This is a genomic window from Erwinia sp. E602, from assembly GCF_018141005.1.
Lineage (GTDB): Bacteria > Pseudomonadota > Gammaproteobacteria > Enterobacterales > Enterobacteriaceae > Erwinia.
Genome location: NZ_CP046582.1, coordinates 2,937,396 through 2,956,486, shown reverse-complemented (window position 1 = coordinate 2,956,486; position 19,091 = coordinate 2,937,396). Strand labels below are relative to the sequence as shown.

Here is a 19,091-nt window from a genome sequence, read left to right as displayed (position 1 = left end):
GGTGAAATGGAAAAAATGACGGTAGCCAAAGTGCTGAATAACAGTCTGGTGTTATCCAGCACGCCCGGCCATGACGAAGTTATTGTGATGGGTAAAGGCATCGGCTTTAACAGCAACGTCGGCGATACCCTGGACCCGGAGAAAATCGAGAAGATCTTCGTGGTACAGGGCAGCCAGACCTCGCGGGACTACCTGCGGGTGATCGCCAACTCGCCGGAATACCTGCTGCCGCTGGTGCAGGCGCTGATCGACGATGCCAGCACGCGGCTCAACGCCCGCTTCAGCGAGCAGCTGTTCTTTACCCTGGTGGACCATATCTGTTTTGCCATTGAGCGTTTCCAGAAGGGCATGGTGATCCAGAACCGTCTGCTGGCCGAGGTGAAACGTTTCTACCCGCGTGAGTTCAGCGTGGCGCAGCAGGCGGTCGCCGGCCTCAACCAGCAGCTGAATATCTGGCTGCCGGACGAGGAGGCGGGCAATATCGCCTTTCACCTGGTCAATGGCCAGACCGACGTGCAGAATATGGAATCGACCCTGCTGTCGGTGAAGATGCTGAAGGATATTTTCAATATCGTTAAGTATCACTTTAACGTGACGCTGGATGAGGATTCACTTAACTACCAGCGTTTCCTCACCCACCTGCAGTTCTTTATTCAGCGGATGATCGAGGGGCGGCAGATCGTCGCCAGAGAGGACTTTATCTTCGCCCAGGTCAGCCGCGAGTATCCGCGCCACTACCGCGCCAGCCAGCTGATCGCCGAATATGTTCATAACCTGCTCCAGGTAACGCTGACCAGCGACGAATTACTCTATCTGATGATCCACCTGGTGCGTATCGCCAGCCCGGATGAACCGTAGGCGGAGGAGGGGCAGGCGAAGCGCGCCTGCCACACTTGCCGCCTTTGCTTTAACTCGCGCCATCCTTTCCTGCACTGAGTCAGGTTGTGTACTTCCCGGCTGTCTTTGCTAACGATCCAAGGCTGAAAGCAACTGTCTGGCATCTGGCATCGTACATTTGTCCGTTCCCTTTGTCCTGTAACACTCTCCATCTGTCATCTGTCATCTGCCATCTGCCATAAAGCCTGCAGGCGCACCCTGCGCACCCTGCGGGCCGCGATAATCTCGCGTTCCTCCACGTTAAAAATTCGTGAATCGCGTCTCAAATCGGTGATTAATCCCTCACCCGGGCTTGCCGTCGCAGAAGCACAGTGATATTAATGCACTTGTTCACAAATAATCGTGAAGTTGTAAAGTAATTCACAAACAACCTGATCAAGGACATGCCATGTCGGAACTGAAATTTGCCACCCGCCTTAACTCCTTTGCCTCCGGGGCCTGGCGCTACTGGCCGGAGCTGAAGGGCAAGCCTACCGTGCTGCAGATGATTGAGCGTGCGGCCACCGCGAAGGGGCTGACCCACCTCGATTTAAACTATCCGCAGCACATCACTGACGATATCAACACCATGCGGCAGAAGATCGCGGACGTCGGGTTGGCGGTAAACGGCATGCAGATGCGCTGGGATGCGCCAGAATTTAAAATCGGTGCCTACACCAACCCGGACCCGAAAGTGCGCCGCCAGGCGATCGAGCTGACCAAGCGCGGCATCGACGCCGGTCGCGAGTTCGGTGCCAGCATTATGACCCTGTGGATGGGGCAGGATGGTTTCGACTACTGCTTCCAGGCGGATTACAAGAAGATCTGGGAAGACGCGGTCAGCGCCGTGCGTGAAGTGGCGGAATATGCCGGCGATATGGACGTCAGCATCGAGTACAAGCCCAACGAGCCGCGTGCCTTTGCCATCTTCCCCAACGTCACCACCTGCCTGCTGGCGGTGGAAGAAGCCGGTTGCCCGAACCTCGGTGTAACCCTCGATTTTGCCCACGTGCTGTTTGCCAATGAGGTGCCGGCCTTTGCGGCGGCGATGGTGGCACGCCGTTCGCGCCTGCTCGGGCTGGATCTGAATGACGGCTGGGGAAAACGTGACGACGGCCTGATGGTCGGTGCCGTTAACCCGCGCGCCACGCTGGAATTCCTCTGGCAGATGAAGCGCGACGGCTACAAGGGCGCCTACTACTTCGATACCTTCCCGGACGCCAGCGGCCTCGACCCGGTCCGCGAAGCCGAAACCAACATCGCCACGGTGACCCGTTTACTGAAACTGTGCGATCGGCTGGATAATAATACCGAATTGCATGATGCAATCAGCCGTCAGGACGCGGTGACCTCCCAGCAGATTATTAACGACATCATGCTGGCACGATAGTTTTTCTCTGGACAATCCATCTAACAACAATATCAGGATCGATCATGAAAAGAACCTTACTCTCTGTACTCGCCGTTACCCTGCTGAGCACCACCGCGTATGCCGCCGATCTGCCACCGTTGCAGTCTGACACCGAAGCGGATCGTACCGACTGGACGCAGCTGACGGAAAAATATGGCCCGTTACCGGCTCCGGCGAAAACGCTGAAAATTGGTGGCGTGTCAAAAACCCTGACCAACGAATACTGGCGATCGCTGGGCGATGGCTACAAGGCCAGCGGCGCGAAATATGGTTTCACCGTTGAGTACCAGGCGGCGGCGAATGAAGACGATCAGCTGGGCCAGCTGTCGATTGCGGAAACGCTGATCTCGCAGGGCTTTAACGGCCTGCTGGTTTCACCGCAGACCGACGCCAACCTGCAGCCGGCCTATGAGGTGGCCAAAAGCAAAGGCATCCCGGTGGTTAACGTTAACGATGCGGTGATGCCGAACGTGTCACACTACGTCGGCAACGTGCAGAAGGATAACGGCGTGCGCGTGGCGCAGTGGTTTATCCAGCACTATCCGCAGGGCGGCAAGGTGGCGATCGTTGAGGGGCAGCCGGGCGTCTATGCCGCCGGGCAGCGCACCAAAGGCTTCCGCGAAACCATCAGCAAAAACGGTAAGTTCACCGTGGTGGCCAGCGTGCCGGCCAACTGGAGTCGTGAGAATGCCTATAACGCCGCCTCCACCATCCTGCAGCAGCACCCGGATCTGATCGGCTTCTATGCCAACAACGACGGCATGGCGCTGGGCGTGGTGGAAGCGGTGCGGGCGCAGAATAAAAGCAGGCAGACCGCCGTATTTGGCACCGACGGCATCTCCGACGCCTATGCTTCCATCAGGCGCGGTGAGCTGACCGGTACCGTGGACAGTTTCCCGGTGCTGACCGGCGAGGTGGCGATGGAAGTGATGCTGCGTCTGATTAACGGCCAGAAAATCTCCCGCGTGGTCTCCACCCCGCAGGCGCTGATCACCAAAGACAACGCTGAGGCTTTCTCGACCAAAGACAACGCGAAGCTGCGTCAGCTGCTGGCACAGCAGCAGTAATGCGGGTGACGGAGGGGATAATGGAACAGTTCAGTTTAACCATGCGCGCTATCAGTAAAAGCTACGGCAGCGCGGCCGCGTTACAGGGCGTTGATTTTTCGGTGCGTCCCGGCGAAGTTCATGCACTGATCGGCGAGAACGGCGCGGGGAAATCCACGCTGCTGAATATTCTCTCCGGGGTGCGGCTGGCGGACGGCGGTGAGATCTGCGTTGACGGCGTCACCATCCAGATGAAAAACCCGCTGTCTGCCCGTCAGGCCGGTATTGCCATGATCCACCAGGAGTTACAGCACGTTCCTGAACTCTCCGTCGCGCAGAACATGTTTCTTGGCCGGCCACTGACGCGCGGGGCGGGTTTTTTCGTTGACCGTAAGGCGCAGTATGCCAGAGCCATAAGCATTCTGCGCCGCCTGGATCCGAGCATCGACCCGGACGAGCCGATCAAAAATCTCAAGGTTTCGCAGCAGCAGATTGTCGAGATCGCCCGTGCGCTGCTCGATGAAGCAAAAATCATCGCCATGGATGAGCCGACCTCAAGCCTGACGCCGCGCGAATTCGACCGCCTGGCCGAGTTGATCGGCGACCTTAAGGCGATGAACGTGGCGCTGATTTACGTGTCGCACAAGATGAATGAGATCTTCAAAGTCTGCGATCGCGCCACCATCCTGCGTGACGGCAGGCAGGTGGGAGTGGTTAACATCTGTGATGAAACCGAAGAGAGCATCGTCACCAAAATGGTTGGCCGTAAGATCGACAAGGTCCAGCATCAGTCGTATATCACCGACCGTGAGGTGCTGCGGCTGGAGGGCGTCGGGCGCGGCACGGCGGTGCTGCCCGCCAGCTTCAGCGTGCGCGCCGGCGAAGTGCTGGGGATTGCCGGGCTGGTCGGTGCCGGGCGCACCGAGTTGCTTAAGCTGATCGCCGGCATCGATAAGAAGAGCTGCGGTGAGGTGTGGGTCGACGGCGTGGCGGTGAAAAATCTCAACGTCAGCCGGGCGATTAGAGCCGGTATCGGGCTGGTGCCGGAGGACCGTAAAAAAGAGGGCATTATCAAACAGCGGGCGGTAAAGATGAATATGGCGCTGCCCTCGATGGCGCAGTTCACCCGTCAGGGGCTGCTGCGGCAGCGTAAGCTGGACGCCCTGGCGCTGCAGGTGATGACCGATCTGAATCTGCGACCGTTAAATATTGAAAAACCGATCGGCACCCTAAGCGGCGGCAATCAGCAGAAGGTGATTATCGGCCGCTGGGTGGCGGCGGATAATAAAGTCTTCCTGTTTGATGAACCGACGCGCGGTATTGATATTGGTGCCAAATCAGAAATCTATAATTTAATTGAAAAGCTGGCCCGCCAGGGGAAAGCCATTGTAGTGGTCTCCTCCGAGATGCCGGAAATAATGCGTATTTCAGACCGGGTTCTGGTGATGCGGGAAGGGAAAATAACCCGTGAACTGCAGGGTGATGCAATCACCGAAGAGAATATCGCCCGTTATGCAATTAACGAACTGGCTTAAGCATTGACTTTCTAAGGTAATAACATGATGACGCAAGATAAGACTCAACCTGGGCTGCCCACCGCCGCGCTGTTTAAATTTAATCTGCGCGATGCCGGTACGCTGATTGGCCTGATAATTATTGTCGTGACGTTCTCGCTGCTGTCACCGGTATTCTGGACGCTGCCAAATCTGCTGAATATTTTGCAGCAGTCCTCCATTAACGCGATTATTGCGCTGGGAATGACGCTGGTGATTATCTCCGGCGGTATTGACCTGTCGGTGGGGCCGACCGCAGCGCTGTCGGCGGTGCTGGGTGCCACGCTGATGGTCGCCGGCGTGCCGGTGCCGCTGGCGGTGATGGCCACGCTGGGCGTTGGCGCGCTGTGCGGGGTGTTCAGCGGCACGCTGATCGCCTATGCCGGGCTGCAGCCGTTTATCGTTACCCTCGGTGGCCTGTCGCTGTTCCGCGCGCTGTCGCTGATTTTCACCAACGGTAACCCGATTTTCGGCATTCCGATGGCGTTCCGTGACCTGATTAACAGCGCGCCTTTCGGCGTGCCGGCGCCGATTCTGATCGTAGTGGCGATTGCGCTGCTGCTGTGGGTGGTGATGAACAAGACTCCGCTGGGCGAGTATATTCTGGCGGTGGGCGGCAACGAAGAGGCGGCGCGGGTCGCCGGGGTACCGGTGAAACGTACCAAGGTTACGGTCTATGTGATCTCCGGGCTGCTGGCCTCGCTGGCCTCGCTGATCCTGATCGGCCGCCTTGGCGCGGCAGAGCCAACGCTCGGCAACCTGTGGGAGCTGGATGCGATTGCCGCCGCGGCGATCGGCGGCGCGTCGCTGATGGGCGGTAAAGGCAGCATTGTCGGTACGCTGATCGGCGCGGTGATCCTCGGTTCGCTGCGTAACGGCCTGACGCTGCTAAATATTCAGGCGTTTTATCAATTGCTTGCCACCGGCCTTATAATTATCATAGCGATGTTGATAGACAGAGCGACACGAGGCAAGTAATGAAGCAGGATCCGCGAGCCATTGGCGCTCAAATACGCATGAGATTACCCGGCCTGACCCCGCTGGAAAGAAAAGTGGTGGATTCAATCACCTCGAAAACAGATTTAACCGAGCAGACCTCAATTAAAGAGATCGCGCAGGCCAATAATGTTTCCGAGGCGATGGTGGTGAAAATTGCCAAGAAATTGAATTTCTCCGGTTTTCGTGAGTTCAGGAGCAGCCTGCTGTTCTACAACTATTCAGAAGTGGCCGGGCTGCATGCGGAAATTGAAGCGGATGACTCGTCGGAGCAATTACTGGCAAAAGTATTCAGAACCTCGATTCAGGCCATGGAAGAGACCATGTCGATTCTGGATATTTCTGAGTTCAACCGGGCGGCAGAGATCTTATTTAAGGCGCGGCATATCGATCTCTACGCGGTGGGGGGTTCAGCCACCGTTGCGCGGGATTTAAGCCACAAGCTGCTTAAGATCGGTATCAAAACCACCGTCTATGACGATGCGCATATTATGCTGATGTCGGCGGCGGTATTAGCGGATGATGATGCGGTGATCGCCATCAGCCATTCCGGTGCCACCCGTGCGGTGAATGACCCGATTAAGCTGGCAGCGCGTAACGGGGCCAAAGTGATTGCAATTACCAACTACGCCGAGTCGCCGATTGCGCGTAATGCGCAGGTGGTGCTCACTTCAACCTCTCAGGGATCGCACCTGCTCGGGGAAAACGCCGCGTCACGCATCGCCCAGCTGAATATTCTGGATGCCCTGTTTGTGGCGATAGCGCAGAAGGATCTGAAAACGGCGGAGAAAAACCTGATGAAGACCCAGCAGGCGGTCCAGGACCTCAGAGAATATTAGCATGAGTCAGATCTTAGTCACCGGCAGTCTCCATTACGACATTATGCTGCAGGCCGATCATCGCCCGGAAAAGGGCGAAACGGTGATCGGCAGCCGCTGCAGCTACAAATTCGGCGGTAAAGGTGGTAATCAGGCGGTGGCCGCCGCGCGGGCGGGGGCGGCAGTGCGCTTCGCGGGCGCGGTCGGCGACGATGCGCCCGGAGCATTTTTGCTGGCGGTATTAGACGAGCACGGCATTGACAGCCGGGTGGCGGTAAAAGCCGGTGAACCTTCCGGAATGAGCGTGGCGATTCAGGATGCCGAAGGCGACTACGGCGCGGTGGTGGTATCAGGGGCAAATACCCTGATCGAACCCCAGGCGCTGGCGGAAGCGTCGCTGTGGCAGCAGGTGGGGATGCTGGTGCTGCAGAATGAGGTCACGGACGCGGTGAACCTCGCCGCGGCGCAGGCTGCCCGCCAGCGGGCGATCCCGGTGTGCATCAACGCCGCCCCGGCACGGGCGTTAAGCCCAGCGCTGATCGCCTGCCTCGATCTGCTGGTGGTGAACGGCGTAGAGGCACGTGATATGAGCGGCATCAGCGTCAACAGCCTTGCAGATGCGCTGCAGGCCGCTCAGGCGCTGGGCCAGCACTATCCGGCGGTGGTGGTCACCGCCGGGGAACACGGCGTGGCCTGGATTGAAGCGGGCCAGCCTGCGCAGTCGCTGGCCGCACAAAAGGTAGTACTGGTCAGCACCCACGGCGCGGGGGACTGCTTTATGGGTATGCTGTGCGCCACGCTGTTGCAGGGCGAGCCGCTCTCCACCGCCGTTGCGCGTGCCAATCAGGCGGCCGCTGAACACGTTTCACGCCCGGCGGCGTAACACCGCCCGCCGTGACGGCCGGTTTCTCCAGTCTCAAGGCCCTGAATGCTGCTGCATTCGGGGCTTTTTATTGCCGTCAAATTGTTGCCCGGGTTTTTACTTCCGCGGATCCACACCCTGATGAAGGTGACCGAACCTGGCGCGAAAAGTTTTATCATCGGCTACGTAAGTCACGCATTTCACCCTGCGTCAGCCAGGGCGTAGCGCACCGGCTTAGTCCGACCGGCTCCATCTCTTTTCCAGCCGCCCGGAAAGCAGGCTTAACGGCCAGATTACCAGGAAGTAGATCAGCGCCACGCAGGTGAAGATCTCCAGCGGGCGGTAGTACGCGGCGCTGAGCAGCCGCCCCTGATACATAATCTCCTGCACCGACAGCACCGAACAGAGCGAGGTCATTTTTGCCATCTCGATGCCGCGGTTGGTCAGCGCGGGCAGCATGCGTTTGAACACCTGCGGGAAGATAATGCGCCGCAGGATCTGCGCTTTACGCATGCCGATCGCTTTTGCTCCTTCCCACTGCCCCTGTGCCACCGACTGAATACCGCTGCGGAAAATCTCGCAGCAGTAGGCGGAGGTGTTGAGGCCCAGCGCCAGCAGCGAGGCCTGCAGCGGCGACAGCTGCACGCCGGTCAGCACCGGCAGGGCGTAGTAGAACCAGATCAGCTGGATTAGCACCGGCGTATTGCGGAACACTTCGACCCAGGCGATGCTCAGGCCGTTTAACAGGCGGCTGCCCGAGGTGCGGCCAAGGCTGAACAGCGCGCCGGCCAGCATGCCCAGCGGAAAGGCGACAGCCCAAAGCTCCACGGTCAGTATAATGCCGCGCCCCAGCACCGGCAGGCTGGTCCATACCACGGCGCTGTCCCAGCTAAATTCCACGGCGGTTTACTCCCATATTTTAATCCTGCGCCCGGCTGTAGCGGGCGAGGCGGTATTCGGCGATGCGCGCCAGCTGGCTGAGCAGCAGTAGCGAAATAAAGAACAGCCCGGCGACCACGGTGTAGATCTCCAGCGGGCGGAACAGCATGCTGTTGACCTGCATTGCTTTATAGATCACGTCGCTGTAGGCGAGGGTGGAGGCCAGCGAGGTGGTTTTAATCAGTTCAAAGGTGCGTTCGACAAACGGCCCGCTCATCCGGCGCAGCGCCTGCGGCAGGATCACCCGCCACAGGGCGCGACGGTGGCTCATGCCGATCGCTTTTGCGCCTTCCCACTGGCCGCGCTCCACTGACTGGATGCCGCCGCGAAACACCTCGGCGTAGAAGGCACCGGACTGGGTGGAGAGGGCGATGGCCGCCGCCCAGTAGGGCGACAGCGTAATGCCGCTGACCAGCGGCAGGGCGTAGAAGCACCAGAAAAAGTGCACCAGCGGCGGCGTATTGCGGAAAAAGTCGATAAACACCTTCGCCGGCAGCCGCAGCGCGCGCTTAGGTGACATCATCATCAGCGCCACCAGCGCGCCGACCACAATGCCGATCAGGATTGCCGCCAGCGCCAGTTGCGCGGTGCCGAGCAGCCCCTCCAGCAGCAGCGCCCGCTGCTGCCAGACGCCGCTAAAATCCCACTGATACTGCATACCTTCTCCTGCTGCCCTTGCCACAGCGCAATGCGCCGGTTATCTGATGCACATTCTGTTGCCGGGCAGCGCACGGCGATTTGGCACGCTGCACCGGTCAGTTCACGGCGGGTCACCCTGTTGCTGGCGACCGCCTGGGTGCCGGCTGTATTACGCAGGCCGGTTACTGGTCTGCCGTCACGCCTGGGATGGTTTTGGCATCCAGCCCTTTAGAGGTCATATACTCGCTAAAGGTTTTCTGCACCTCGCCGCTGGCGTTCAGCTTGATCACTTCCTGGTTGATGTAGTTCAGGAAGCGCGGGTCGCTCTCTTTACGCAGGCCGATGCTGCTGGACAGCTGCACCACCGGGGTCGGCACGATCAGGTTGCCGGTACGGATGTGCGACAGGGCGATGGCCAGCGCCGGATGGTAGAAGGCAAAACCGTCGATGCGCTTCGACATAAAGGCGGCGACGGTCTCATCGGTGTTGGCGAAGCGCTGGATCTGCGCTTTCGGCAGACGCTGGGTCAGATCGCGGTCGGTTGAGCTGCCGAGGGTGACGCCAATGCGCACGTCAGGGCGGTTAAGGTCGTCCCAGCTGTCGGCTTTGATGCCGTCTTTCACCAGCACGCCCTGCTTGTACCACAGCAGCGGCGCTTCCGGGAAGGCCAGCGCTTTTTTACGTTCGGCGGTGGCGTCCAGCACCAGCAGCAGATCGATCTGATTGGCCTGAATAGCTGCCGCCACGTTGCCGTAGGTGGTCTCCACCGGCACCAGCTTCACGCCGAGATCGGCGGCGATCTTCTCACCCAGCTTGTAACCGACGCCGGTCCACTTGCCGCTGATCGGATCTTTGTAATACCACGGGTCGCCAGGCGCCACGCCAAGGCGCAGCTGTTTAGTCTCATGAATCTGATCCCAGGTGGAGTCAGCAGCGCTGGCCGCGGCTGAGAACAGCGTGCTGCCAAGCAGGGCGGCGGCAAACAGCCGACGCAAAGGACGATGCCATACGTTCATAAATTACCTCGGGTTATGGGCCGCTGTGGTGGCTTAACGCACCTTAGCCGGCCTGGGTGTAGTGTTCATAAAGGGCGGACAGGCGTGCGGTCAGCGCCCCCGGCTGGCCGCTGCCGATGGTCTTACCATCCACGCGCACCACTGGGGTAAGGCCGCCCAGCGTACCGGTAATAAAGGCTTCATCGGCGGTGTAGACCTCGGCGAGGGTGTAATCACCCACCACCAGGGTAATACCCGCCTCACGCGCCAGCCGCATCACCGTTTTATGGGTGATGCCGTTGAAGTTGAAGCGCCCGCTGGAGGTCCAGAGCTCATCCCCGCGCACGATAAAGAAGTTGGTGGAGTTACAGCTGGCGACAAAGCCGTGCGGATCGAGCATCAGCGCTTCGTCGGCACCGGCGTTGATTGCCTGGATCAGCGCCTGAATAAAGTTCAGGCGGCTGTGTGAGTTGAGGCGCAGGTCGAACACGTCCGGGCCGCTGCAGCGGTAGGTGGAGGTAAACAGCGACAGACCCTGACTTTTTTTCGCGTTATCAATCACCTTAAACTCGGCGACGATCACGATGGTCGCCTGGCCCAGCGCAAAGCGCGGATCCTGGTTTGGCGTGTGTTTTTTACCGCGGGTGACCATCAGACGGATATGCACGCCGTCGTGCATCTGGTTACGTCGCAACGTTTCTTCAATCAGTGCCAGCATGCCGGCCTTATCGACGCCGATATCCAGCTCAATCGACTTCGCCCCGTCGAACAGTCGGGTAAGGTGCTGGTCGATGGCCAGCAGCTTACCGTTAACCAGCCGCAGCCCCTCCCAGACGCCGTCTCCCAGCACAAAGCCGCTGTCAAAAATCGACACCGTGGCCTGATGTTTCGGCACAAACTCGCCGTTAACGTAAACAATCACGTTCTCGTTGCGCTCGTCAGGGATATAGCCCTGTGCGCTGGTGCCGGAAGGCGTAATGCTCATGATGGTTCCTTACGTAAAATGCCCTGGTGGAAGCGTCCCTGGTGCAGGCGCCGGGAATCAGCTAAAAGCTGAAGGTGGTAAAACGGTCGATAAACGCCCGGGTTTTCGGCCGCTGCGGGTGCTTCAGCACCTCGTCCGGCGTGCCGCTCTCGTAAAATTCACCGTCGGCAAAGAAGATCACCCGGCTGGCGAAGTGGTAAGCAAAACCCAGCTCGTGGGTCACCAGCAGCAGGGTGCGGCCCTCGTCAGCCAGGCTGCGGATGCTGGTCAGTACCTCACCGACCAGTTCCGGATCCAGCGACGAGGTCGGTTCATCAAACAGCATAATTTCCGGCTGCATCGCCAGCGCGCGGGCGATCGCCACCCGCTGCTGCTGCCCGCCGGAAAGGCGGCCAGGGTAAGCCTGCGCCTTATCGCCCAGCCCGACCTTATTCAGCTCGGCTAAGGCAATCTCCTGCGCCCGGGCTTTTTTAAGGCGCTTCACCTGTACCAGCCCCTCCATCACGTTCTGCAGGACGGTCATCTGTGGGAAGAGGTTGAACTGCTGAAACACCATGCCAATTTTTTTGCGCACCTCACAGAGTTCAGCCTCGCTGTACTGTACGCGTTTTTCACCGTTACCGGCCGGCGGCAGCGCCTTGCCAATCAGCCGGCCGTCGAGGGTAATCTCTCCGGCGCTGGGCAGTTCCATAAAATTCAGGCAGCGCAGCAGGGTGCTTTTACCTGAACCACTGCCACCGATAATCGCGATGCGATCGCCGGCATTTACCGTCAGATCGACGCCTTTCAGCACGTGGTGGTCACCAAAACGCTTGTGCAGCTGGCTGATGGTCAGCAAAGGGTGTGACATAAGCGGTTCTCTTATCAGGTTCTTTTGGCGGGAGCGATAAGCCCCTGGTGGATTTTCACTGACTCCACCACTTTTTCCACCCCGCGGTACACGTGCTCAGCGATATCTTCCCGCATCGCCTGCCAGTCATCGCCACAGGCCAGTGCGACATAGCTTTCATGGGCGTCCAGACGGGCGCCTTTACGGCCATGAATATCCTGGTGCAGCGACCAGTAAAGTTGCAGCCGGCCGGATAAGCTGCGCCAGGTACTGACTAACAACTCGTTGCCACAAAAGTCAAAGGCGGTGCCGTGCAGGTGCAACTCGGCCTTAATCGCCGCGAATTTGTCATCCTGTAGCAGGATCTGCAGCAGCGCTTCATGACGCTGATGCAGCGCGGCACGAAACGCCTCATCCCGCTTCGGCCACACCAGCTCAAAGGCGAAGGTTTCCAGCACCCGACGCATATCGTACAGATCGCGCAGGCTCTGCTCATTCAGCGACTGCACGTAGTAGCCCGCATAGGGTTTAGCCACCAGCAGCCCTTCTTCGACCAGCGCCGAAATGGCCTCGCGCATCGGCGCGCGGCTGACGCCAAACTCCTGGGCCAGCCGTGACTCGGTCAGCTTACTGCCCGGCGCCAGTTGACGTTCTATGATCGCCTGACGCAGCCGTTCACCCACTTCAGTACGCAGCGTTACGCGGGGAGTCACAGGGTTGATATCCATCGGGCATCCTTTTTTGTCGACTGTCGACAATCTTAAGAGACTATAAGATAAACTTAAGTAAAAGAGTAATAGCGGTTTGATCTAATTAATAGCATTTTATCCAAAGGAGGGAGAGGGGGGAGGGAAAACGGCCTGAGCCACTTTGAGTTACAGGCACAACAACCTGAACATTAACAGCATGAATTCCGCCTCTGGACTGTCGGCAGTCCTTTCGGCCCAGGCCCGACTGAAGCACTTCTTATCCCGTATGGCTTGCGCAAGCTTCTCCCTGAGCCGGGCGTTCTCTTCCTCTGGCGGCTCGGGATCGCCAGAAAGCAAAAACCCCGCTCAGGTTTCCCTGAGCGGGGTTTTCAAATTTGGCTCCTCTGACTGGACTCGAACCAGTGACATACGGATTAACAGTCCGCCGTTCTACCGACTGAACTACAGAGGAATCGTGTGAACGAGGCGCATATTAATCATCGCGGGTCGGGGTGTCAACGCGTAAACGTCATAAAAGTGACTGAGTGCCGATGTTTTCAACAAGCTGATGATTTGTCGTGCATTTACCGTCTAATCCCCCGGTGAAAAGCCGGGGGAAGACGAGGATCAGGCGCTGACCGTGCGGCTGTCCCGCAGCCGGGCATAGCTGAAGGCGAGGATAAACAGCAGGCTGAACAGCACCACAATGGTCGGTGCCGGGGCGCTGTCGAGGAAAAATGCCAGATATGTGCCGCTAAAACAGACCGCGACCGACAGCAGCACCGCGCAGATCATTACCGTGGCAAAGCGGCGCATCAGCAGCAGGGCGATGGCCCCCGGCGCGATCAGCAGCGCAATCGACAGAATAATCCCCACCGACGACAGCGTGGCTACGATGGTCATGGCAATCAGACACAGCAGGCCGTAGTGCAGCAGTCCGGTGTTCAGGCCGCTGGCCTTCGCCTGGCTTGGGTCGAAGGCGTGCAGCAGCAGATCGCGCCATTTCACCACGACCACCAGCAGCACCACGGCCGCAATGGTGGTGGTCTGCACGATATCCGCGACAGATACCCCGAGCATATCGCCAAACAGAATATGGTCGAGATGCACCTCCGACTGAATCGACACGTAAAGCACCAGCCCGAGCGCAAACATGCCGGAGAAGACGATGCCCATCACCGTGTCGCGCTTGATGCGGCTGTTGTCCGACAGCCAGCCGCTGGCCAGCGCGCAGAACAGCCCGGCGACAAAGGCACCGATCGCCACCGGAATACCGATAATCCAGGCCACCACCACGCCGGGAAACACCGCGTGGCTCATGGCATCACCCATCAGCGACCAGCCTTTGAGCACCATAAAGCATGACAGCAGCGCGCAGGGGATGGCGACCACCAGCGAGATGGTCAGCGCGTTGACCATAAAGTCGAACTCAAAGGGTTGCAGCAAAACGTTAAGCATCAGAGCCGCTCCTGAGATGAGCCAGGGTTGCGCCGCGCCTGGAGGCCACGCTGCCTGCGCGCCTGGAGGCCACGCTGCCTGCGCGCCAGCCAGCCGTGCTTCGGCGCAAAGATAAACGCCGCCAGGAACACCAGCGTCTGGGCCAGCACGATAATGCCGCCGGTCGCGCCGTTCAGCCAGTAACTCAGCCAGGCGCCGAAGAAGCTGGTCAGGCTGCCGATCAGTACCGCAATCAGCAGCAGACGTTCAAAGCGGTCGGTCAGCAGGTAGGCGGTGGCGCCCGGCGTGACCACCAGGCAGATCACCAGAAACGCGCCGACGGTCTGCAGCGCGGCGACCGTACAGGCGGCCAGCAGGGTAAAAAACAGCAGCTTGAGCCGTGGCGGGCTCAGGCCAATCGAGCGCGCGTGGCTCTCGTCAAAAAAGGCCACCATCAGGTCTTTCCACTTCAGCAGCAGGATCAGCAGTGAGACAAAGCCAATCACCGCCAGCTGCACAATATCCTCCGGGGCGATGGCCAGAATATTCCCCATAATGATGGTCTGAATATTTACCGACGTCGGGTTCAGCGACACCATAAACAGCCCCAGCCCGAAGAAAGAGGAGAAAATCAGGCCGATAATCGCGTCCTCCTTCAGCCGGGAGCGCTGGTTGAGGAACAGCATGCTGCCCGCCGCCAGCCCGCCGGAGAGAAACGCGCCGAGGGCAAACGGCAGGCCGAGCATATAAGCACCGGCCACGCCGGGCACGATCGAGTGGGAGAGGGCGTCACCGATCAGCGACCAGCCCTTTAACATCAGGTAGCAGGAGAGAAACGCGCAGACGCCGCCCACCAGCGCCGACACCCACATGGCGTTGAGCATGTACTGGTAGGTGAAGGGTTCAATGAGCCAGCTCACTTCAGGTTCTCCCAGTTGATCTCGCGCAGCGCGCCGCTGAAGGCGGCCTCAAGGTTTTCGCGGGTAAAGGTGGTGCGCGTCTCGCCGCTGGCCAGCACCGTGCCCTTAACGATCACCGTGCGATCGCAGTAGTCGGTAACCGAAGCCAGATTATGGGTGGAGACCAGCAGCGTACGGCCCTCGTCGCGCAGTTCACGCAGCAGGCTGATTATCTGCCGTTCGGTATTGACGTCAACGCCGGTAAAGGGTTCGTCGAGCAGGATCACCTCACCGCGCTGGGCGATGGCACGCGCGAGAAAGACGCGTTTTTTCTGCCCGCCGGAGAGCTCGCCAATCTGCCGCTTGCGGAACTCCAGCATATTGACCCGCGCCAGCGCCTCCTCCACCAGCCGGTGATCCTCGCGGCGGGCGATGCGCAGCCAGTTCATATGGCCGTAGCGGCCCATCATTACCACGTCCTCCACCAGCACCGGGAACGACCAGTCAACGTCCTCCGCCTGCGGCACGTAGGAGACCAGGTTCTGCTTCAGCGCCTGGCTGCCCGGCCGGTCGAGCAGGGTGATGCTGCCGCTGGCCAGCGGCACAAAACCCATAATCGCCTTGAACAGCGTCGATTTACCGGAGCCGTTAATCCCGACCAGTGCGCTAATGCTGCCGGTCGGCAGGGTCAGCGAGGTGTCGCGCAGCGCGGTGTGGCCGTTGCGGTAGGTGACCATCAGGTTATCAATGCGGATGCCGTCAGGCCGCACCACGCCGGCCGGGACGCCGGTCATTTTGCCATCCCCTGCTGGATACCCTTGACGATGGTGTCGCTGGTGACGCGCAGCAGGTCAAGGTAGGTGGGCACCGGACCATCGGCCGCGCTCAGCGAGTCAACGTAGAGCACGCCGCCGTAGTGGCTGCCCGTCTCGCGGGCCACCTGGCGCGCCGGTTTATCGGAGATGGTACTTTCGCTGAATACCGCCGGGATATGATGCTGTTTTACCGCATCGATCACTTTTCTCACCTGCTGCGGCGTACCCTGCTGATCGGCGTTGATCGGCCACAGATAGAGTTCTTTCAGCCCGTAGTCGCGGGTCAGGTAGGAGAAGGCCCCCTCGCTGCTGACCAGCCAGCGCTTATCCTCAGGGATCTGCGCCAGCGCCTGTTTCGCCGGGGCGACGGTGGCGCGGATCTGCTGCTTGTAGCGCTCGGCGTTCTGCTGGTAGCTGGCCACGTTGGCCGGGTCGTACTTCACCAGCGCGTCGCGAATGTTATCGACGTAGATCAGCGCGTTGTCGGCCGACATCCAGGCGTGCGGGTTAGGTTTACCCTGATACGGGCCTTCACCAATGCCCATCGGTACCACCCCTGAGGAGACCACCACTTCCGGCACCCCTTTCAGGTGCTGATAGAAGCGGTTAAACCACAGTTCCAGGTTCAGACCGTTGGCGAGGATCAGCTGCGCGCCCTGCGCCCGCTTAATGTCGCCCGGCGTTGGCTGATACTCGTGGATTTCTGCTCCCGGCCTGGTGATGGACGCGACGTCGGCGCTGTCGCCCGCGACGTTTTTCGCCATATCGGCAATCACCGTAAAGGTGGTGATGACTTTCAGCTTCTCCGCCGCCAGCGCGCCGGAAAGGGGCAGGACGGCAAGGGTGAGGGCGCAGAGCAGCCGGGGTAAGCGTAACAGTCGGGGCATTCGGATTCTCCTGAACGGGGTAATGACGCAGGGTGATTAGCTGATGCTATAAGGTATAGCACAGGCTATAACTCAGGGTGAGCATTTTTTGCTCCTGATTCGGTAAAAATTTGTCAGCTGAGCAGGTGGGGATGGGGAGCAGGCGCGTGGCGACCGGCCGGGTTGTCAGTGAGAAGGCAGGGAGCGGAGGGCTGGAAAGCGCAGTATCGCACAGTGAGATGACAGGAAAACGAAACGTCAGGGCGAGGCTGCTTATCCCGTTCAGGTTGCGTTGAATCGGAAGGCGCGGGTTATTTTCAGATGACTGATAACAGCGTGCAGGCTGCACCAAAAATAAAACGGGTTAATGTAACGCTGCAATTAAGGTTTTAATCGAGCTGCCCTTGATAAAATAAGGTGTTTTGTTTTTTCATCAGTAGAGCTGTAATTTATTATGTGAGTTTCTTTTGATTTTAAAATGGATATTTTACTATTTTTTAGTGGTTTAGGCAAAATGTGCTTTACCTGAAAAGTTCACTGAACCTTCCTTTTGTTTATCCGTCGTTGATTGTTGTAATTTTTTATATCAAATAAAATGCTGCTGTTTTTTTGAGCGGAAATAACATTAGCACAGAAGTTTAAGCGTTTTCTGGTTATTAAGCGGCAGGATGTTTCCATTTAATCTGGCATGGGAGTCATGGATGAACCTGTATTACCGAACTTTTTCAGCGGCGTCATTTGGCTGTGGCGCACTGTTACTCTGCTCAACCCCGCTGTGCGCCGCTCCCCCCGCCGCCAGCCCGGAGCAGCAGCGTGCGGCCGCGCTCAGGGATGCCAGTGAACAACAGCGCCAGCAGGAGCGTGAACGCGCCTTGCAACAGCAAAATACTCCACGCCCTGAGGTCCGCCTGAGCGTGCCGCCACTGGCGGTGACGGCGTATCCGGCCAACGAGAAGCCCTGTTTTCCGTTGCACAGCGTGCGGCTGGAGGGCGAAGACGCGGGCCGTTTTCAGTGGGCGCTGGCGGCGGTCAACGGTATTGACGGGCGTTGTCTGGGCGGGCGGGGCATTAAACTGGCGCTGGATCGCGTGCAGAACGCCATTCTTGCGCGCGGCTATGTCACCACCCGGGTGATGGCCCGGGAGCAGGACCTCAGCCACGGTGTGTTAACCCTGACGCTGCAGCCGGGGCGCATCGGTGTTGTTCGCTTCAGCGATCCGGTGGGCTGGCGTGGCCGGCTGTGGAATGCACTGCCGGCGCGGCGCGGCGATCTGCTTAATCTGCGCGATATTGAACAGGCGCTGGAGAACCTGCGCCGGGTGCCGAACGTGGCCGCCGATATCCGTATCGTGCCCGGCCAGCAGGAGGGCAGCAGCGACCTGCTGATCGGCTGGCAGGAGAGCCGCCCGCTGCACCTGAGCCTGGCCGTGGATGACGGCGGATCGAAGAGTACCGGGCGCTGGCTCGGCTCGGCCACCTTGTCGGTCGACGCGCCGTTTGCCCAGAACGATCTGTTCTATGCCAGCGTCGGGCGTGATCTGTTTCAGCACGGGCCGTTTGGCAATCGCTCGCATACGCTGAACTACATGATCCCCTATGGCTACTGGCTGTTTAGCGCCAACTACAACGACTACACCTACCATCAGAATCTGCCGAGCGCGGGCGATATCCTGACCTACAGCGGCAAAAGTGAAAACGCGCGTTTTACCGTCTCGCGCCTGCTGCTGCGCAGTCAGTCGCACAAAACGTCGCTCAGCCTCAGCGCCTGGGGCCGCCAGGCTACCAACGCCGTCGACGGCATTGATATCAGCCAGCAGCACCGCCGCACGCCAGGCTGGGAGGCAGGGATTAATCAGCACAGTTATCTGAACAGCGCAACGCTTGACGCCAGCCTGCGCTGGCGGCGCGGCACCGGCGCATTTGGCGCGCTGCCCGCGCCTGAAGAGTCTTATCACGGCGGCAGCGCCCGTACCGGCATCGCCAGCGGCGACCTGAACCTGAACCTGCCGTTGACGTCGGCCTGGCGTTACAACGGCACGTTGAGCGGCCAGTGGAGCCACCATGCCCTGACGCCGCAGGACCGGATGGCGATTGCCGGCCGCTACACCGTACGCGGCTTTGACGGTGAAGAACTGCTCTCTGGCGAACGCGGCGTGCAGTGGCGTAACGAACTGGCGTGGCGCGCGCCGTTACCCGGCCATGAGCTCTACTGGGCGGTCGACTATGGCCGTGTGGCTGGCCCCGGCACCCGCTATCTGGCCGGGCACCAGCTGGCGGGCAGCGCCGTTGGCCTGCGTGGCGCACTGTGGCACCGGCTGAGCTACGACCTGTTTGCCGGCGTGCCGCTGGTGAAGCCGCAGGGGTTTCATACCTCCGGGCTGACCAGCGGGTTTAGCGTCAGCCTGCAGCTGTAGCATCAGGCAACCGTTTTGCCTT

18 protein-coding genes and 1 tRNA gene are annotated in these 19,091 nt (G+C 59.5%); 8 read left to right on the top strand and 11 right to left on the bottom strand.

Going from position 1 to position 19,091, the window contains the following annotated elements; genetic code table 11:
- The first annotated feature begins 15 nt into the window (after positions 1 to 15).
- From licT to GKQ23_RS14995, 7 genes are all read left to right on the top strand, one after another.
- A complete protein-coding gene (licT, locus tag GKQ23_RS15025; protein WP_212411841.1) occupies positions 16 to 858 on the top strand; it encodes a BglG family transcription antiterminator LicT in 843 nt (280 codons plus the stop codon).
- 427 nt (positions 859 to 1,285) lie between these two features.
- Positions 1,286 to 2,266 carry a TIM barrel protein gene (locus tag GKQ23_RS15020; protein ID WP_056236459.1) on the top strand — a complete coding sequence of 327 codons (981 nt, stop codon included), beginning with the start codon at positions 1,286 to 1,288 and terminating at the stop codon, positions 2,264 to 2,266.
- A 44-nt stretch (positions 2,267 to 2,310) separates the two neighbouring features.
- Positions 2,311 to 3,354, top strand: a complete 1,044-nt coding sequence (locus GKQ23_RS15015) for a substrate-binding domain-containing protein (RefSeq protein ID WP_212408687.1) — start codon at positions 2,311 to 2,313, stop codon at positions 3,352 to 3,354.
- 20 nt (positions 3,355 to 3,374) lie between these two features.
- Entirely contained in the window at positions 3,375 to 4,868 is a 1,494-nt protein-coding gene (locus tag GKQ23_RS15010; protein ID WP_212408685.1) for a sugar ABC transporter ATP-binding protein, read from the top strand.
- Positions 4,869 to 4,892: 24 nt separating this feature from the next.
- Positions 4,893 to 5,864, top strand: coding sequence for an ABC transporter permease (locus tag GKQ23_RS15005; protein ID WP_212408683.1), 972 nt, complete (start codon positions 4,893 to 4,895; stop codon positions 5,862 to 5,864).
- The gene (locus GKQ23_RS15000) at positions 5,864 to 6,721 is read left to right on the top strand and encodes a MurR/RpiR family transcriptional regulator (protein ID WP_056236451.1); all 858 of its coding nucleotides are present in this window, start codon (positions 5,864 to 5,866) and stop codon (positions 6,719 to 6,721) included. The genes GKQ23_RS15005 and GKQ23_RS15000 overlap by 1 nt, the downstream gene beginning before the upstream one ends.
- Before the next feature lies 1 nt (position 6,722).
- The gene (locus tag GKQ23_RS14995) at positions 6,723 to 7,583 is read left to right on the top strand and encodes a PfkB family carbohydrate kinase (protein WP_056236450.1); all 861 of its coding nucleotides are present in this window, start codon (positions 6,723 to 6,725) and stop codon (positions 7,581 to 7,583) included.
- Positions 7,584 to 7,796: 213 nt separating this feature from the next.
- On the opposite strand, the gene GKQ23_RS14990 is transcribed toward GKQ23_RS14995, so the two are convergent.
- The 11 genes from GKQ23_RS14990 to GKQ23_RS14940 form a co-directional block, all read right to left on the bottom strand.
- Entirely contained in the window at positions 7,797 to 8,462 is a 666-nt protein-coding gene (locus GKQ23_RS14990; protein WP_212408681.1) for an amino acid ABC transporter permease, read from the bottom strand.
- 19 nt (positions 8,463 to 8,481) lie between these two features.
- A complete protein-coding gene (locus tag GKQ23_RS14985) occupies positions 8,482 to 9,159 on the bottom strand; it encodes an amino acid ABC transporter permease (protein ID WP_212408680.1) in 678 nt (225 codons plus the stop codon).
- 163 nt (positions 9,160 to 9,322) lie between these two features.
- On the bottom strand, positions 9,323 to 10,156 hold the full coding sequence (locus GKQ23_RS14980; RefSeq protein ID WP_212408678.1) for a transporter substrate-binding domain-containing protein: 834 nt from the start codon (positions 10,154 to 10,156) through the stop codon (positions 9,323 to 9,325).
- 43 nt (positions 10,157 to 10,199) lie between these two features.
- The gene (locus GKQ23_RS14975) at positions 10,200 to 11,120 is read right to left on the bottom strand and encodes an aminotransferase class IV (RefSeq protein ID WP_056236440.1); all 921 of its coding nucleotides are present in this window, start codon (positions 11,118 to 11,120) and stop codon (positions 10,200 to 10,202) included.
- 61 nt (positions 11,121 to 11,181) lie between these two features.
- Positions 11,182 to 11,970 (bottom strand): amino acid ABC transporter ATP-binding protein, encoded by a 789-nt coding sequence (locus GKQ23_RS14970; RefSeq protein ID WP_056236439.1) that lies wholly within the window; start codon positions 11,968 to 11,970, stop codon positions 11,182 to 11,184.
- A gap of 14 nt (positions 11,971 to 11,984) precedes the next feature.
- Entirely contained in the window at positions 11,985 to 12,677 is a 693-nt protein-coding gene (locus GKQ23_RS14965) for a GntR family transcriptional regulator (RefSeq protein WP_056236437.1), read from the bottom strand.
- Positions 12,678 to 13,034: 357 nt separating this feature from the next.
- Positions 13,035 to 13,110 (bottom strand) — tRNA-Asn (locus GKQ23_RS14960).
- A 155-nt stretch (positions 13,111 to 13,265) separates the two neighbouring features.
- Entirely contained in the window at positions 13,266 to 14,099 is an 834-nt protein-coding gene (locus GKQ23_RS14955; RefSeq protein ID WP_212411839.1) for a metal ABC transporter permease, read from the bottom strand.
- The gene (sitC, locus tag GKQ23_RS14950; RefSeq protein WP_212408676.1) at positions 14,096 to 14,995 is read right to left on the bottom strand and encodes an iron/manganese ABC transporter permease subunit SitC; all 900 of its coding nucleotides are present in this window, start codon (positions 14,993 to 14,995) and stop codon (positions 14,096 to 14,098) included. Before sitC ends, GKQ23_RS14955 begins: the two co-directional genes overlap by 4 nt.
- Positions 14,992 to 15,768 (bottom strand): manganese/iron ABC transporter ATP-binding protein, encoded by a 777-nt coding sequence (locus GKQ23_RS14945; RefSeq protein WP_212408675.1) that lies wholly within the window; start codon positions 15,766 to 15,768, stop codon positions 14,992 to 14,994. The genes sitC and GKQ23_RS14945 overlap by 4 nt, the downstream gene beginning before the upstream one ends.
- The gene (locus tag GKQ23_RS14940; RefSeq protein WP_212408673.1) at positions 15,765 to 16,676 is read right to left on the bottom strand and encodes a metal ABC transporter substrate-binding protein; all 912 of its coding nucleotides are present in this window, start codon (positions 16,674 to 16,676) and stop codon (positions 15,765 to 15,767) included. Before GKQ23_RS14940 ends, GKQ23_RS14945 begins: the two co-directional genes overlap by 4 nt.
- A 680-nt stretch (positions 16,677 to 17,356) precedes the next feature.
- Between GKQ23_RS14940 and GKQ23_RS14935 the strand changes: the two genes are divergently transcribed.
- Positions 17,357 to 19,069 (top strand): ShlB/FhaC/HecB family hemolysin secretion/activation protein, encoded by a 1,713-nt coding sequence (locus tag GKQ23_RS14935; RefSeq protein ID WP_212408671.1) that lies wholly within the window; start codon positions 17,357 to 17,359, stop codon positions 19,067 to 19,069.
- Positions 19,070 to 19,091: the final 22 nt, after the last annotated feature.